Here is a 14,875-nt window from a genome sequence, read left to right as displayed (position 1 = left end):
CTTCGGTGACACAGTAGTCATTATCGGTGACACTCCTTCTCGATCAGAGCCTCACACACAAACTTCCTGACACCCTCGTTCCGCAGCTTTGGCGGGGGAGATTTACTAGGTCCGCCAACTGGGCTCAGGTCTCTGGTGGCAGAACATTGCATGACCTTAGGCACAGTGCCGCTTGCAACTGGTTAAAACGCGGGGTGCCGGTGAACACGGTGCAAGCATGGCTTGGACACGCCGACCTTGAAACTACCGCAATTTATACGACCTATCTGGGGATGGGGATCGATCTTGCGGCGTATGAACGAATGAACGGGTGACAAACGGGTGACAAGAGGCGCACAAAAAAGAAGCTGGCGACCTGCTCTTTGAATTAAAAAGCAGGTCACCAGCCTGAGTGAGTGGTCGGGATAACAGGATTTGAACCTGCGACCCCCTCGTCCCGAACGAGGTGCGCTACCAAACTGCGCCATATCCCGGTCATAGGCTGCGAGGGTTTTCCTGCCGGTTGATCCGGTCGGAAGATCTCCGCAACGGTTCCTTACTATAACGCGTGATCCCCGGAAGAGAAAAACTGGGGTGGGGTTAAGGGCTAAGAACGCAGGTCGTACCCGCTAGTCCTCCCGTTCCACCACGTGGATCAGAGTCGCGGATGGGCGGCAGAAAATCCGGAAGGGCACGTACTTCGAGTTCCCCAGGCCGTTCGTCACGTGTAGCCACGTCCGCTCCGTCCACCGGGACAGTCCCTGCGCGCGGGACCGGTCGATGCCGCAATTCGTGACGATCGCCCGGCTTCCCGGCAGGCACAACTGCCCGCCGTGAGTATGCCCGGAAAGCACCAGTTGGTAACCATCGGCCGCGAATTGATCCAGCACCGCCGGCTCAGGGGAGTGCGATAGCCCGATGCTCAAGTCCGCATCCGCATTCGGCGCGCCCGCCACCTGCGAGTAATCCGCCAGGTCGTGGTGTGGGTCGTCCACGCCCGTGACCGCGAGCCGGATCATCTTTGGTTCCCCGCTTCCCACCGGCGCATCGGTCTCTAGCGGGAACTCCAGGCGGGCGTGGGTGGCATCCTGCCAACCGTGCTCGATGAAGGCCGCGCGCATTCCGCGCCACGGCAACTGCACGCGCGATGGCTTGCGCTTCTTGCCCAGCAGGTAGATGAACGGGTTCACCGGCTTCGGCGCGAAGTAGTCATTGCTGCCGAACACGAACACGCCCGGGCGCTCGAACAGCGGGTCCAGTGCGCGCAGCACGCCCGGCACTGCCTCGTGCTCGCCGAGGTTGTCGCCCGTGTTCACCACCAGGTCCGGGTCGAGCTCGATGAGGCCCGCAACCCACGATTGCTTGAGTCGTTGCTCCGCGAGCATGTGCAGGTCAGAGACATGCAGGATGCGCAGTGAATCCCAGTGAGAGGGCAGCGTGCCCGGTTCCAGCAGCGGGACGGTGACTTCCTTCAGCTCGAACTGCCGGATCTCGCGGTTCGCCGCGAGCAGCACGCCGACCCCCGCCGCGGCGAGTCCCGCCACCCCAGCGCCGATTGCCCCGACCAGGCGGGGTGCGGTGCGGTTGCCGTTCCCTGCCTTTTTCTTCTGGACGTCAACCCCCAGCGGGGCGTTCGGCTTCCCCGCTACCCACGGCAGTCGGGGCAGGCGGGCACGGAACTTCGAGGTCTTGCGCTTCAACACGGGTTTAAGTCTATCCACCGCTTGCCGGGAGTGACCCGCCCGCCCGCTCTAGCCGACCGTCTCCCGTCATCGCTCGGTTCCCGGGTGAGCGTCAGACCCCGGGGCCAGCCCCGGACTAGCCTGGTTTAGCCTCGGCTAGCGCCGGGCGGCTGCCGCCCCACCGTCGGCGAGCTCGCCGGTGCCCTTCTTTTGCTTCTGCCGCACGGGCGGCAGCTTCTTGCCACCGTAGGAATTCGCGATCGGGCCAGCGGCGGTGAAGAAGCTTCGGGCGGGCTCGTTGCCGCCGTAGAGGTTGCCGGAGCCACACTGGCGAACCGGCGAGGTGCACAGGCTCGAGGCGGTGCCGGAGTCGTTGAAGATATAGCTGCTGCCGGCGACGTTCTGGGTGAATCCCAAGAAGGCTGCGGAGTTGCTGGTCTCGGTGGTGCCGGTCTTCGCGGAGATCGGACCGCTCCAGCCGGTGGCGCGGGCGGCATCCGCGGCGGTGCCATTCGATACGTCGCCCGCCATGCCATTGGCCAGCGCATTGGCGACGGCCGGGTTGAGTACCTTCTCGCAGTCCTTGCGGGGGATGTCTACCTTCTTCCCCGAGGCATCCGTCACCGAGGAGATGGGGGAGGGCTCGCACCAGCGGCCCTGGTCCGCGAGCGTGGCGCCGACGTTCGTTAGCTCCAGTGGGTCCACCGGGGTGGGGCCGAGCACGAAGGATCCGGTTTGCTCCTCCTTAATACGCTGCGCGATGGACTTATCCCCGGAGGTGCCCTCCTTCGCGTAGCTGCGCAGACCCAGTTTCACGGCCAAGTCGACCGTGCGCTCCAGGCCCACATCCTGCAGCATCGAGATGAAGGGCGTGTTCGGGGAGGTTGCCAGCGCCTCCTTCAGCGTCATCGAAGGCTTGTAGGGGCCGACATTTTCGACGCAGTACTTGCCCGGCGGGCAGCCAGCGGCACCGCCGTTGCCGAGTCCGTCGACCTCCACCCGGGGAGGGACGTTCAGCTTGGTCTCCAGCCCCATGCCCTTCTCGATGGCGGCGGCAGCGGCGAAGATCTTGAAGACCGAGCCCGCGCCGTGCCCCTGGAGGGAATGCGGCAACGGCAGGACAGTCTCGTGCTTCTCCTGGTCCAGCCCATATTTCCGGGAGGACGCCATCGCGATGACCTCGTGGGCATCCTCGGTTGGCGCAATGAAGCTCAGGGCCTCGGACACCCCGGGCTGGCCGGGGGCCACATTGCTCCGTGCAGACTGCACGGCGTGCTGCTGCGCGGCCGGGTCCAGCGTGGTGGTGATGGTGTACCCGCCGCGGGCAATCTTCTCGTGGTCGAAGCCCTTCTCCTCGAGCCAGTTGAGGGCGTAGTCGCAGAAGAAGCCATCATCCCCGGCCGCGACGCAGCCATTGGGTTCACCGGCGGGTTTCTCCGCGATCCCCAGCGGCTCGGCGGCCGCGTTATCGGCCTGCTCCTGGGTGAGAGAACCGTTATCAGCGCGCGCCTGGAGAACCTGGTTGCGGCGGGTCTTCGCGGCGTCCGGGTTATCCCACGGGTCCAGCGCGGAGGTGGACTGGACGACCCCGGCGAGGAGTGCGGCCTCGGCGTCCGTCAGCTTCTCGGCTGAGTGGTCGAAGTAGGTGCGGGCGGCGGCCTCGACCCCGTAGGCGCCGCGGCCGAAGGAGATGAGGTTGAGGTAGCGGGTGAGGATCTCGTCCTTGGAGAAGCGTTCGTCGAGGTCGCCCGCGAGCTTCATCTCCCGCAGCTTGCGGGCCAGGCTGGTTTCGGTGGCGGCGGCGCGCTCGTCGTCGTTCTTGGCCCTGATCAGCCACAGGTAGTTCTTGATGTACTGCTGGTTGAGGGTGGAAGCACCTTCTGCGACCCCGCCGCTGGAGAGGTTGGCGGCCAGCGCGCGGGCCGAGCCGCGCAGGTCCACCCCGTTGTGTTCGTAGAAGCGCCGATCCTCGATGGCGACGATGGACTCCTTCATCGCGGAGGAGATCTTGTCCGCCGGGACGTCAAAGCGCCGTTGGTCGTAGATCCAGGCGATGGTGTTGCCCTCGCGGTCCTGAATCGTGCTGGCTTGTGGGAGGGACTTTTTGGTTTCGATATCCGCGAAGTTGGCGTTCATCGTGTTCGCGGAGGAGTTCACCACTGCACCGCCGAGGCCGGCGAAGGGGAGCATTCCCAGGGCAAGGAGCATGGCGATACCGAGCGTCGCACCGATCAGCTGAAGGGCCGGCCCGGGCCGGGCGCGGTCGGGGGCTGCCGTGTTTTGCTCGTTGTTCTTCTCCACGCGACACACATTAGTCGACGCACCGGACACCCTCATTGTGTCTAAAGCGACCGCGGCTGAGCTGCGGGATGGCAAGGTGCGGCTGGGTGACGCGTGGCGGGGGAGGAGCTTGCTACCCCCGCTAGGGCTAGTTTTGAGCAAACAAATATTCGTCGATATTTGCCAGGTTTTTCGGGGGCATTTATCACGTGCGGGCAAGCCCGGCAGAAAATGTGGGGCGCATCACATTTTAAAGGTATTTAAAGAAAACTCTGTTCTGACGTGCATAAACCGTCGGTGGCTTATTTTCACCCCGTGTGAATGGTGTGCTCTGGGGTTCTATCGAGGATGTTTGCGCGAGTTGCGCTAGCGGTGCGTGACCTATGAAAAATTTTTCCTCCATTAAGTACCCCCGGCGTTGTGACGCATTAGACATCCAAAATGTGACCCCCGTAACATTCTGGGCAATGCTTCAGCAGGCTATGCAACACATCCTGTTGATCGCTGAGGAAAGAGCAAGCACATCAGTTCCCCAAAGAACATCGCAACGAAGAACGTTAGATCCAGCTTGGAGGCGAAGAATGGCTGAATCCCGCTCCCAATCCCGACCAGCAGCAAAGCCCGTGCGTCAGACCGTGAAGCAGCTGACGTCCCGCGAGTCTTTCAAGAACCGCGGTGAATGGATTACCCACGCTCACTGCCGCAGCGTGGACCCAGAAGAGCTCTTTGTGAAGGGTGCCGCGCAGCGCAAGGCTGTTGCTATCTGCCGTCACTGCCCCGTCGTTCTGCAGTGCCGCGCCGATGCCCTCGATAACAAGGTGGAGTTCGGTGTCTGGGGTGGCATGACGGAGCGTCAGCGTCGCGCCCTGCTGCGTCGCCGCCCGGATGTCACCGACTGGGCCGACTTCTTCGCCGGCCAGCTCGAGGCTGCTGCCGCGCAGCGTGAGGCCGAGGGGCAGGCCTAAGCCCCTCTCATAGGGCCACACCCGGCCCGTCCATAATTTCGCAGTAGCTGGACGCTAACCGATGTGCCTGCAGCTCCCCCGGCGGGAGAGGTTTTCAAACCTCCCCGGCCGGGGATTTTTCTGTCTGTAACCCCCCAGCTCATCTACTCCATAACTCGCGCGCGATCGCTATGCTCGAGGGCATGAAGAAATGGGAATATGTCACCGTGCCACTGCTCACCCACGCGACCAAGCAGATCCTCGATAACTGGGGCCAGGATGGTTGGGAGCTCGTCTCCGTCCTGCCAGGTCCGACCGGCGAGCAGCACGTCGCCTACATGAAGCGGGAGCTGGACTAAAAATGGCCGAGAAGTCTCAGGTTCCAGCCCGGCTCGACGAGCTCGGCATCGAGCTGCCGCCCGTCGCGGCCGCCGTCGCGTCTTATGTTCCCGCCGTTCGTTGCGGCGACGTCGTCTACACCTCCGGCCAGCTGCCTTTCGTCAACGGTGAGTTGCCGAAGCTCGGCCTCGTCGGTGAGATCGGCACCCACAAGGGAGCCCAGGTCAGCCCGGAAGAGGCCTACGAGCTGGCTCGTATCGCCGTGCTCAACGCCGTGGCGGCCGCTGCCGCAGAGGTCGGCCTGGAGAACATCGAACGCATCGTGAAGGTCACGGGCTACGTCGCCTCCGCCACCGGCTTCGGCGGCCAGCCTGGCGTCGTTAACGGAGCGAGCGACATCCTCGGTGAGATTTTCGGCGACGCTGGCCAGCACGCCCGCGCCGCCGTCGGTGTCGCAGAGCTGCCACTGGGCTCCCCAGTGGAGGTCGACATCATCGTTCAGGTACGTCAATAGGCCTTTAGCCGCGAGTTTTCGTAGAATTAGAGTTATGCAACATCCCGCGTACAGTCAGCTTCGCCCGGTCACCGAGAATGTCGGTGTGGTGTTGGCGCCAAACCCCAGCTATGCAGCGCTCGAAGGCACGAACTCTTGGGTAGTTCGCGGTCCGGGCGACCCGGTCTCGGTCGTCATCGATCCGGGCCCGCAGGACGAGGGACACCTCAACGTCCTGCACAGCAAGGCCGTGGGGGAGAGCATCGGCGCCGGCACCAGCGACGAGGACGGCCCGCAGGCCACCATCGGCCTCGTGCTCCTCACGCACCGTCATAACGACCACTCCAACGGTGCCCAGCGCTTCCGTCAGCTCTCCGGCGCCCCGGTGCGCGCTTTCGACGAGCACAACTGCATCGCTGCTGAGCCGCTAAAGGATGGCGAGATCATCCGCATCGAGGGGCTCACCCCGACGATCGAGGTCATGCACACCCCGGGGCACACCTCCGACTCCGTGTGCTTCCTCATCCACTCCAAGGGTGGCTCCGACGACTCGGACGTGGAGGCCATCCTCACCGGCGATACCATCGCTGGCCGCCACACCACCATGATCTCCGAGACCGACGGCGACCTCGGCCTCTACATCGAGTCCCTCAAGGAACTGAAGCGCCGCGGCGCTGGCGTACCGCTGCTGCCGGGCCACGGTCCGGACCGCGAGGACACCAGCGAGCTCGCCGAGCGCTACATCGAGCGCCGTGAGCGCCGCCTCGAACAGGTCCGGGAGGCCCTGGCCAAGCTCGGCGAGGATGCTGACGTCATGGATGTTGTCGACGAGATCTACACGGACGTGGACCCGGTGCTGCGCGATGCCGCTGCACAGTCCACCCGCGTGACGATCGACTACCTGAAGAAGCAGCAGTAAAAACGGCAATGCCTAGCGAGTGGAAAACTCGCTAGGCATTCATGCGGGGTGACCAGCCATGGGCTGGTCTTTTTTTATGCACCGGCCGGTGCGGGTGCGGCCCTGGATCCGTCGGCCCCAGCCCTGGTGCTGTTGGTCCCAGCGCTGGTGTCGGCGCGACCCGGCGCCGGGGGAGGGGGTTAGCGTGCGCGGCGTGCGAGGCGCTCGGCGTCCGCGATGAGAACCGACTTGCCCTCCAAGCGGATCCAGCCACGCTGGGCGAACTCCGCCAGCGCCTTGTTCACCGTCTCGCGGGAGGCGCCCACCAACTGGGCGATCTCCTCCTGGGTCAGGTCGTGGTGCACGCGCAGCATGCCGTTTTCTTGGATGCCGAAGCGGTTGGCCAGCTGCAGCAGCGACTTGGCCACGCGCCCCGGAACATCCGTGAAGATCATGTCGGCCAGGCTGTTATTCGTCCGGCGCAGGCGGCGCGCCAGCACGCGAAGCAGCTGCTCCGTGATGCCTGGGTGCTCGGCAATCCAGTCGTGCAGCATCTGGGAGGTCATCACGCCAGCGGAGACCTTCGTGACGCACACTGCCGAGGAAGTGCGCGGGCCCGGGTCGAAGATCGAGAGTTCACCGAACATGTCCGAAGGACCCATGACGGTCAGCAGGTTCTCACGTCCGTCGGCGGAGTGACGCGCCAGCTTCACCTTGCCGGAGGTGATGATGTACAGGGTGTCGCCCTGCTCGCCCTCCTCGAAGATCGTGGTTCCGCGCGGGAAGTCGACGGTCTCCAGCTGCTCAACCAGAGCCTGCACGGCTTCGGGGTCTACCCCTTGAAAGATTCCAGCGCGGGACAGAATCTCGGTGTTCTCTGCCATCTGTTCCTTACACTCCCACTTGACGACGTTTAACCGGACTCACACTACAGTAGTAGCCATGCCGAAAACCTCAGCGCCTCGCTTGCCAAAACCTGGCAGCCATCGCGCCGCAGATCCTTCGCAGGTGGAAACCCCGCTTGCGCTCAAGCGCCGAGCGAGGAAACTCAACCGCACCCTTGCGGTCGGCTATCCCGATGCTCATGCGGAACTCGACTTTTCGACGCCACTGGAGCTTCTCGTAGCAACAGTCCTATCTGCACAGTGTACCGATGTGCGGGTCAACAGTGTGACGCCGATCCTATTTTCGTTATATCCCGCCGCGGCTGACTACGCCGCCGCGGATCCCGAGGAGCTCGCTGAGGTCATCCGACCGACCGGTTTTTACCAGGCCAAGACCCGTTCCCTCATCGGTCTCGGCACCGCCATTGCTGAGAAGCACGGCGGTGAGGTTCCCCGCACCCTCGAGGAGCTCGTCGCCCTGCCGGGGGTGGGGCGGAAGACTGCGAACGTTGTGCTCGGCAATGCTTTCGGCGTGCCAGGCATCACCGTGGACACCCACCTGGGCCGCCTCGTGCGCCGCTGGAAGCTCACCGAGCAGGAGGACCCGGTCAAGGTGGAGCGGGAACTCATGGAGCTCATCGAGCCCAAGGAGTGGACCATGTTCAGCCACCGGGTGATCTTCCACGGCCGCCGCGTCTGCCACTCCCGCAAGCCGGCCTGTGGCGCCTGCTTCTTGGCCTGGCAGTGCCCCAGTTTCGGGTTGGCGGGCACGCCCGACCCGGAGGAAGCGATGGCCGGCATCACCTCGCCAGACCGCGAACACCTGCTCGCCCTGGCCGGATTCGGAGAGGATTAACGCCATGGCCACCACCCCTCCCGGCTCCCATCCCAACGCCGCTGCGCCAGGCGACGCCGCTGCGTCAGGCCACGGCGGCCCCGAGGAGGTCACCGCGACTCGCGAGGACGTCGACGTCGCCCGCGGTTCCGGGGAGGAGGCAGGCGCGTCGCGCCCGCGTGTCCTCCTGCTTGTTCTCGCCATCGTTATCGGCCTGCTTGTCGCGGCCATCCCGCTGGTCGCGGGCGTGATGAGCGGCGGTGATGATCAGCCCGGCGCTCAATCCCAGCAACAGCAGCAAGCCGAACCGGGCATGGTGGGTGGCGCCGGCTCGGCGCCCGGCACTCCAGGCGAGTCAGACCGCGGCGCGGACGGCGACGCGGACCCAGGCCCCGAGCAGCCCGTCAGCATCACAAACCCCCGCAGCTGCCCCGCCCCGGAAGGCGCTACCCAGCCCGCCCCGGACTCGGAGCTCGCCGGCATCGAGCTGCCCTGCCTCACCAGCGGCAAAAACGGGACCGCCGACCTCGGCGCGGCCCTGGCCGGCAAGCCCACGATCATTAACGTCTGGGCCTGGTGGTGCGAGCCCTGCCGCCGCGAGCTCCCCCACTTCGACAAGCTCGCCAAGCAGCACCCGGAGTGGAATGTCGCCGGCATCCACCTGGACAAGAAGTCCCAGGCCGGGGCGGACTTCCTGGACGAGCTGAACGTCACGACCATGCCCGTCTACTCCGACCGCAGCCACCGCTTCGATACCGCAACCAGCCTTCCGAAGGTCGTCCCCATCACGGTGGTTTACCGGGCCGACGGCACCCGCGCGCAGATGTACCCCCAAGTGTTCCGCGACTACGAGGAACTCGAAGCCGCTGTGCACGCCGCCCTGAGCGGGCAGAATTAACACCATGCCCTATCCCTTCGAAGACTGGCGCGCCGCCATCACCACCCAACCGCCACTTGCCGCTGACCTGCCCGAATGGCTCACCAGGCTGGCCACCGCCGCGCGCAGCGGCAGCGTGCACGCAGCACTCAACGACCCCGCGCGCCACGTCCCGGAGGCCAACGAGGATGGCGTGCCGCCGCGCTACTCCGCCGTGCTGATCCTGCTCGGCGGGGACCCCGACTACCGACCCACCGCGATCCACCCCTTCCCGGAGGACGCCACCGTCGTCCTGACCCACCGCGGGGTGGATATGCGCAACCACTCCGGCCAGATGGCCTTCCCCGGCGGCGGGTGGGAATCCCAGGACGCCACCCCGATCGACACCGCCGTCCGGGAGGCCGTCGAGGAGACCGGCCTCAACCCCGAGGGCGTGGAGCCCGTGGCCGTGATGGACCCGGTGTACATCGACCGCACGAACTTCGCGGTCGTGCCGGTGATCGCCTACTGGCGCGAGTTCTCGCCCGTCCACCCCGCCACGGTGGAAAACGACTGGGTTCAGCCCGTGGCCATCCGCGAGCTCGTCCACCCGGATTACCGCTTCAAGCTGGGCTTTGCCGGCTGGTCCGGCCCCGCCTTCGACGTCTCCGGCATGGTGCTGTGGGGCTTCACCGCCGGGGTGCTCGACGCCCTGCTGCGCCTCGCGGGCTGGCACGAGGACTGGGACGAGGAGACCCAATTCGATCTTTTCCGTACCCTGGAACAATCCCGTAACGGCGAAGCCCGCGACCTGCGTGCCCACTTCGCTGCCGAGCGTAAGAAGGACACAGGAGAGTAGAAACCCACACCCATGATCGTTGATATCGCGCTCGTGCTCTGCGCCCTCGCTGCCTTCTTCTCTGGGCTGCGGCAAGGTGGGGTGGCCGCGCTGCTGAGCCTGGCCGGTGTGCTGATTGGCGGCTACCTGGGGCTGCAGGCCGTAGGGCCGGTCGTCCGCCTCGTGCAGGACGAGGGCACGGAAGGCTCCCGCCTGGTCATCGCGCTGCTCACCCTCGCGGGCTGTGTGGTGATCGGCTACCTCCTGGGGTCGGGTATCGGGCAGCGATTCCGCGATAACATCCGCACACGCCGGCTCTACCAGGCGGATTCCGCCGTGGGTTCCCTGGTCGCTGTCGTCACAGCCATGGTGGTGATGTGGATGATCGCGGTGCCGGTGGTCAGCAGCCAGGACTCCCGCATTTCCCGCGAGGCGCAGGACTCCCGCATCATTGCCACCATCGGCGAGGTTGCTCCCAACTGGATGCGCACCCTGCCCGCACGCATCAACGCCCTGATCAACCGCAGCGATATCCCCGCGGTCACCGACCCCTTCGCCTCCGTCACGAAGCGCGAGGTCCAGCCGCCGGACCCCGCACTGCAGGACCTTCCGGACGTCGCCGCCATCGGGCCGTCCGTCGTCAAGGTCGAGGGTGTTGCGGATCAGTGCAGCCGGATGCAGCAGGGCACCGGATTCGTCATCGAACCGGGCGTGGTGATGACGAATGCGCACGTCGTCGCGGGGACGAATAAGGTCACCCTGTCCACGGTCAACGGGCCGGTGGACACGGACGTGGTCTTCTACGACCCGGAGCACGATATCGCGCTGCTGCGGGCCACCGGGGAGCTGCCGCTGCAGCCGTTGCGCTGGGCGGAGAGTCCCGCCGTCTCCGGGGACGACGCCATCGCCCTGGGCTACCCGCTGGGTGGGCCGTTCAAGGCGGCCCCGGTGCGGGTGCGTGAGCAGATGCGGATCGCGGGACCGAATATCTACGCTGACCAGCGGGTCGAGCGCGAGGCGTATTCGCTGCGCGGCAAGATCGTGCAGGGCAACTCCGGTGGTCCGCTGGTCGCCCCGAATGGGGAGGTGCTGGGGCTGATCTTCGGTGCGGACTCGAATGAGGCGGACACCGGCTATGCGCTGACGAAGAAGGAAGTGCTGGAGCGCGTGGGTGATACCGCCCGGTGGAGCTCGCCGGTGGATACGCGCAGCTGCGTGGCTGACTAGGGCGCAGTTGCTTAAGTGTTGTTGAGCCGCTGAGGCGCGCGGTTAGTCGGTGGTGAGCAGCTCGGCGCGGAGCAGTTCTGCGACTGTGACGGGGTCCTCGATGTGCGGGTAGTGGCCGACGCCGTAGATCAGCTCAGCCCGGGAGCCCGCCGCGCCGCGCTCCAGTGAGCGGGCCGCGAGTTCGGGGGAGTAGTTCGGGTCCATCGACCCGTCGATCGCTAACACCTGGGCCTCGATGCGGCGCGGGATCGTGCGGTCGAAGATCCGACCCTCGGGGCGGAACCGGGAGCGGAACGCCCAGCGGCGGTATTCGCTGGCCAGGTGCGCGACCTTATCCACCTGCATCGCTTCGCGGCGCTTGATGGCGAACTCGCGGTAGATGGGGGTGTCGCGGAAGCCCGGTGCCACGCCGGTGCGGAAGATCTTCTCGGCCGTGGCGGCGCCGTCCTTGATCAAGGCGCGTTCCGGGAGGCGGGGGAGCTGCGCAAACAGGGTGCCCCGCGTGTGCCGCCAGCGCTGTAGCGGGCGAGAGAATAGGAACTTCGCTTGCTCGGTGGGGTGGGCAGAAGAGAGCGTAACCAGCCGGTCGATGCGCTCTGGCTCGTGGGCGGCCATCGTCCAGGCGACGAGCCCGCCGTAGCCGTGGCCCACGACGTGCGCGCTGCTGTAGCCCAGGCGGCGGATCACGCCGGCCATGTCGGAGGCGGCGGTCGTCAGGTCATAGCCGCGGGGCGTCTTATCCGAGCGGCCGTAACCCCGAAGATCCACGGCTGCCAGGCGCAGCGGGGCGCCCTCCAGCTGGGCGAAGAGTGGCTCGAAGTCGAAGTAACCGCCGCCGAAGCCGTGGATGAACAGCACCAGCGGGTTCCGCTCGGTTGAGCCCTCGGGCTTGACCGGCCCCTGGAGCAGCACATGCAAACGCACACCCCGCGAATGCACGAACGTGTGCTGCGGGGTGTGCGGGGAGGGGGTGCTCACGGGAGGTTACGCGTGCGGGGGCCTAGGTGAACAGGCCTGGCTCCTTGGTGGCCACGGAGTTGCCCTCGGTGTAGCGCTCCTTATCCGGGGTCAGCTGCTTGAGCTCGCCCAGGGAGTCGATGGTCTTCTCCGGCTTCTTCGCGCCCTTGAGCTGCTTCACGCCGACCAGCGCCAGGATCGCGGTGAGCACAGCCATGATCAGGAAGACCACGAGGAAGGCCAGGGAGCGCGGCATGAAGTGATCCAGCAGCCACGCCAGGGCGAGGAAGAGGAAGAAGGAGGAGTAGGCGATGATCACGCCGGCCGCGGCGACCAGGCCCACGCCCAGGCCGACCTTCTTGCCGGACTGTGCGATCTCGGTCTTTGCGAGCTCCACCTCGGAGCGGATGAGGGAGGAGGCTTGTGCGGTGGCGTCCTTCACCAGGTCGCCGATGCTCCCCTGCCCCTTCGGGCGGGTGTCCACGTCGGACAGCGGGATAGCGTTGACATGAGGGTTAAAGCTATCGCTATCGGTGAATAGGCCTTCGCTCTTATTGCTCATGATCGATACTCCTGACAATTAACGGTCAATATTCTGCGCAGAAATTACTGCACACCATTTTGCCAGACCATTGGTCAGCGTGGGGCGGTGGGGTGAATTATTGTGGTTGCCATGTCTGCTGAAGGTCGTTTCACTACCGATCCCCTCGCCCCACTCGCCGAGCTGCCCGGGGTGCCCGAGGCCGTCGAGCGGGCCTCCGACTTCATCGCCCGCGCGCACCGTCACCCCGCCAACCTGCGCGGCTGGGACGTCACCGGCTCCGAGTCCGTGCTGCGCGGGGCGCGTGCTTCCGCCCAGCTGGACGGCGGCACCCCGCGGCTGCCCGAGGACGGCCAGGTGGAGGACCCGATCTTGGCTGGTTCCCTGCGCGCCGCGGAGCTGCTCGCCCCGGACGGCATCGCGGAGACCCGCACCACCTGGCAGCGCGCCCCGCTGCAGGTGATCGCGAAGATCAACGCGGTGGCTTCCCCACAGATGTCGGATGAGAACTTCCGCGCGAAGGCTGCCCACAATGCGGAGTTCCTCGTGCCGGGTCGTCCGAAGCGCGCCACTGATGGCCGCCTGCAGCTGCTCGGTTCCCTCATCGCCGGGGGTACGAAGGTTAATTCTGTGGTGCTCTCCGCCATCATCCACGGCGAGCTGCTCACCCTGGAGCCCTTCGCCGACGCCAACGGGGTCACCGCCCGCGCCTGCTCCCGGCTGGCGACCATCACCGGCGGCCTGGACCCGCGGGGGCTGGGCGTGCCGGAGGTGTGGTGGAACCGCCACCGCGATGAGTACCGCGCGAAGGCTGCGGCGTTCGCGAAGGGTGGTTCGGAGGCGATGGCCGAATGGATCATCTTCCACGCCGAGGGGCTGGCCGAGGGCTCGCTGGAGGCGAAGTCCATCGCCGACGCGAAGCAGTAGAAGCGTTAGCGGTAGCCGCCCCGGTGTCAGCTGGGTGCTGATTTTACTAGGCGCGGCGCGGCATGAGGCGCGCCAGGAGCTGCGGGGTGCTGGCGGAACCGACGTCCTGAGCACGTTGGCGCAACCACAGGACTACGCCGGTGGCGGCCGCACCGAGGAACGCGAGCGTCCCCGCGCCTGCCAGGACCTTCCCCGGCTTGAAGAGGGGCTCGGGCTTGCTGAAGTACTCGATCGGCCAGTCCCGCTCGCGGGCGATCTTGCGCAGCTGGCGGTCCGGGTTGATCGCATAGGGGTGGCCGACCGCCTCAAGTAGCGGCAGGTCGGTGTGGGAATCCGTGTAGGCGTAGCTGCGGGAGAGGTCGTAGCCGCCGCGCTCGACCAGCTCCATCAGCTTGTCCACCTTCGCCTGCCCCTTGTTGAAGTGCAGGACCTTGCCGGTATACGTGCCGTCGATCTCCTCGAGCTCGGTGGCGATCAGGTAGTCCGCCTGGAGCTCGCGGGCGATGGGGTCCACCAGGACGCGGGCGGATGCGGTGATGATGGCGACGTCGTGCCCCAGCTTGTGGTGCTCGAAGATGAAGTCTCGGGCCTCGGCGTAAACGTAGGGGATCAGCACCTCCTGCAGGGCGTCCTCCGCGATGGCGCGCAGGGAGGCCGCGGGGCGGTTGCGAATCATGGAAGACAGGGCGTCCTTGGTGGCGTCCAGGTTCTCATCCGTGTGGGTGGTCAGCATGTAGCTGAACAGCATCGCGCCGATGCGCAACATTTCCCCCGTGGTGATGATCCCGCGCTTGGCCATCGGGCGGCCGTAGGCCATGGAGGCGCTGGTATCCACGATGGTTTTATCCAGGTCGAAAACCGCGAGCGTGCGCCGGGCCGTGCGACCTGGGGCTGTCCGGCGGCTCGCGATGCGGTTGCTGATCCTGGGTAGAGGCGTCACGGCCTCAATTCTAGGTATCAATATTCACAAAAGTCCACAGTTTTCACAGGGTCGGTGGGCGGGGGCGGTCGCGTGATGGGGTGAATGGCGTGGCGGCGTGATGGGTGATGGGGTGAATGGCGTGGCGGCGCGGCGTGTGATGGGGCGTGCTGAGTGGTGGGCGGCGTGGCCGGTGACGCGGCGGGGCGGGGTTATCCACAGAAAAACAAGGATTCGGGGGCCATAGCGGGGTGTGAACGGGGCCCGGCGGGTGGC

16 protein-coding genes and 1 tRNA gene are annotated in these 14,875 nt (G+C 65.9%); 10 read left to right on the top strand and 7 right to left on the bottom strand.

Annotated elements, in window-relative coordinates:
- The first annotated feature begins 26 nt into the window (after window positions 1–26).
- The gene (locus tag QP140_RS10435) at window positions 27–314 is read left to right on the top strand and encodes a tyrosine-type recombinase/integrase (RefSeq protein ID WP_442875025.1); all 288 of its coding nucleotides are present in this window, start codon (window positions 27–29) and stop codon (window positions 312–314) included.
- Window positions 315–396: 82 nt separating this feature from the next.
- Here QP140_RS10435 and QP140_RS07665 read toward each other — a convergent pair.
- The 3 genes from QP140_RS07665 to QP140_RS07655 all read right to left on the bottom strand — a co-directional run bounded on the left by QP140_RS07665 (window position 397) and on the right by QP140_RS07655 (window position 3,998).
- A tRNA-Pro gene (locus QP140_RS07665) sits at window positions 397–473 on the bottom strand.
- Between the two features lie 135 nt (window positions 474–608).
- Complete coding sequence (locus QP140_RS07660; RefSeq protein ID WP_070760568.1) at window positions 609–1,547, bottom strand: metallophosphoesterase; 939 nt, start codon at window positions 1,545–1,547, stop codon at window positions 609–611.
- 270 nt (window positions 1,548–1,817) lie between these two features.
- Window positions 1,818–3,998 (bottom strand): transglycosylase domain-containing protein, encoded by a 2,181-nt coding sequence (locus tag QP140_RS07655; RefSeq protein ID WP_284758972.1) that lies wholly within the window; start codon window positions 3,996–3,998, stop codon window positions 1,818–1,820.
- Between the two features lie 524 nt (window positions 3,999–4,522).
- Here QP140_RS07655 and QP140_RS07650 point away from each other — a divergent pair.
- From QP140_RS07650 to QP140_RS07635, 4 genes are all read left to right on the top strand, one after another.
- A complete protein-coding gene (locus tag QP140_RS07650) occupies window positions 4,523–4,906 on the top strand; it encodes a WhiB family transcriptional regulator (RefSeq protein WP_015382026.1) in 384 nt (127 codons plus the stop codon).
- Between the two features lie 182 nt (window positions 4,907–5,088).
- On the top strand, window positions 5,089–5,244 hold the full coding sequence (locus tag QP140_RS07645; protein WP_095075344.1) for a DUF4177 domain-containing protein: 156 nt from the start codon (window positions 5,089–5,091) through the stop codon (window positions 5,242–5,244).
- Window positions 5,245–5,246: 2 nt separating this feature from the next.
- The gene (locus QP140_RS07640) at window positions 5,247–5,738 is read left to right on the top strand and encodes a RidA family protein (RefSeq protein WP_284758969.1); all 492 of its coding nucleotides are present in this window, start codon (window positions 5,247–5,249) and stop codon (window positions 5,736–5,738) included.
- A 34-nt stretch (window positions 5,739–5,772) separates the two neighbouring features.
- Window positions 5,773–6,636, top strand: coding sequence for an MBL fold metallo-hydrolase (locus QP140_RS07635; protein ID WP_284758967.1), 864 nt, complete (start codon window positions 5,773–5,775; stop codon window positions 6,634–6,636).
- Window positions 6,637–6,815: 179 nt separating this feature from the next.
- Here the strand turns inward: QP140_RS07635 and glxR are convergent, their stop codons facing one another.
- A complete protein-coding gene (gene glxR / locus QP140_RS07630) occupies window positions 6,816–7,499 on the bottom strand; it encodes a CRP-like cAMP-activated global transcriptional regulator GlxR (RefSeq protein ID WP_148811335.1) in 684 nt (227 codons plus the stop codon).
- Window positions 7,500–7,557: 58 nt separating this feature from the next.
- On the opposite strand from glxR, the gene nth reads away from it, so the two are divergent.
- From nth to QP140_RS07610, 4 genes are read left to right on the top strand one after another with little or no spacing between them, the layout of a single operon-like run.
- The gene (nth, locus tag QP140_RS07625) at window positions 7,558–8,355 is read left to right on the top strand and encodes an endonuclease III (RefSeq protein ID WP_284758966.1); all 798 of its coding nucleotides are present in this window, start codon (window positions 7,558–7,560) and stop codon (window positions 8,353–8,355) included.
- Window positions 8,356–8,359: 4 nt separating this feature from the next.
- Window positions 8,360–9,232, top strand: coding sequence for a TlpA family protein disulfide reductase (locus QP140_RS07620; RefSeq protein ID WP_284758964.1), 873 nt, complete (start codon window positions 8,360–8,362; stop codon window positions 9,230–9,232).
- A gap of 4 nt (window positions 9,233–9,236) precedes the next feature.
- The gene (locus QP140_RS07615; RefSeq protein WP_284758962.1) at window positions 9,237–10,049 is read left to right on the top strand and encodes an NUDIX hydrolase; all 813 of its coding nucleotides are present in this window, start codon (window positions 9,237–9,239) and stop codon (window positions 10,047–10,049) included.
- Window positions 10,050–10,061: 12 nt separating this feature from the next.
- Window positions 10,062–11,255, top strand: a complete 1,194-nt coding sequence (locus QP140_RS07610; protein WP_284758961.1) for a MarP family serine protease — start codon at window positions 10,062–10,064, stop codon at window positions 11,253–11,255.
- Between the two features lie 42 nt (window positions 11,256–11,297).
- On the opposite strand, the gene QP140_RS07605 is transcribed toward QP140_RS07610, so the two are convergent.
- On the bottom strand, window positions 11,298–12,167 hold the full coding sequence (locus tag QP140_RS07605; protein WP_284758976.1) for an alpha/beta fold hydrolase: 870 nt from the start codon (window positions 12,165–12,167) through the stop codon (window positions 11,298–11,300).
- A gap of 88 nt (window positions 12,168–12,255) precedes the next feature.
- Window positions 12,256–12,774, bottom strand: a complete 519-nt coding sequence (locus tag QP140_RS07600; RefSeq protein WP_284758960.1) for a phage holin family protein — start codon at window positions 12,772–12,774, stop codon at window positions 12,256–12,258.
- A 111-nt stretch (window positions 12,775–12,885) separates the two neighbouring features.
- Here QP140_RS07600 and QP140_RS07595 point away from each other — a divergent pair, with 111 nt between their 5' ends.
- Entirely contained in the window at window positions 12,886–13,680 is a 795-nt protein-coding gene (locus QP140_RS07595) for an oxidoreductase (protein WP_187440748.1), read from the top strand.
- Window positions 13,681–13,726: 46 nt separating this feature from the next.
- On the opposite strand, the gene QP140_RS07590 is transcribed toward QP140_RS07595, so the two are convergent.
- Entirely contained in the window at window positions 13,727–14,620 is an 894-nt protein-coding gene (locus QP140_RS07590; RefSeq protein ID WP_284758958.1) for an HAD family hydrolase, read from the bottom strand.
- Window positions 14,621–14,875 lie beyond the last annotated feature (255 nt).

Origin of the sequence: Corynebacterium sp. UMB9976 (assembly GCF_030212265.1) — a bacterium.
In the GTDB taxonomy this organism is placed as follows: domain Bacteria; phylum Actinomycetota; class Actinomycetes; order Mycobacteriales; family Mycobacteriaceae; genus Corynebacterium.
Note: the sequence above shows the minus strand (reverse complement) of the source record. Positions and strands in the feature narration are given on the sequence as shown.

What these genes read in the sequence shown, in the direction of transcription:
- QP140_RS07655 (WP_284758972.1), bottom strand. Translation starts at nt 3,998, where the DNA reads ATGAGGGTGTCCGGTGCGTCGACTAATGTGTGTCGCGTGGAGAAGAAC.
- QP140_RS07650 (WP_015382026.1), top strand. Translation starts at nt 4,523, where the DNA reads ATGGCTGAATCCCGCTCCCAATCCCGACCAGCAGCAAAGCCCGTGCGT.
- QP140_RS07645 (WP_095075344.1), top strand. Translation starts at nt 5,089, where the DNA reads ATGAAGAAATGGGAATATGTCACCGTGCCACTGCTCACCCACGCGACC.
- QP140_RS07640 (WP_284758969.1), top strand. Translation starts at nt 5,247, where the DNA reads ATGGCCGAGAAGTCTCAGGTTCCAGCCCGGCTCGACGAGCTCGGCATC.
- QP140_RS07635 (WP_284758967.1), top strand. Translation starts at nt 5,773, where the DNA reads ATGCAACATCCCGCGTACAGTCAGCTTCGCCCGGTCACCGAGAATGTC.
- glxR (WP_148811335.1), bottom strand. Translation starts at nt 7,499, where the DNA reads ATGGCAGAGAACACCGAGATTCTGTCCCGCGCTGGAATCTTTCAAGGG.
- nth (WP_284758966.1), top strand. Translation starts at nt 7,558, where the DNA reads ATGCCGAAAACCTCAGCGCCTCGCTTGCCAAAACCTGGCAGCCATCGC.
- QP140_RS07620 (WP_284758964.1), top strand. Translation starts at nt 8,360, where the DNA reads ATGGCCACCACCCCTCCCGGCTCCCATCCCAACGCCGCTGCGCCAGGC.
- QP140_RS07615 (WP_284758962.1), top strand. Translation starts at nt 9,237, where the DNA reads ATGCCCTATCCCTTCGAAGACTGGCGCGCCGCCATCACCACCCAACCG.
- QP140_RS07610 (WP_284758961.1), top strand. Translation starts at nt 10,062, where the DNA reads ATGATCGTTGATATCGCGCTCGTGCTCTGCGCCCTCGCTGCCTTCTTC.
- QP140_RS07600 (WP_284758960.1), bottom strand. Translation starts at nt 12,774, where the DNA reads ATGAGCAATAAGAGCGAAGGCCTATTCACCGATAGCGATAGCTTTAAC.
- QP140_RS07595 (WP_187440748.1), top strand. Translation starts at nt 12,886, where the DNA reads ATGTCTGCTGAAGGTCGTTTCACTACCGATCCCCTCGCCCCACTCGCC.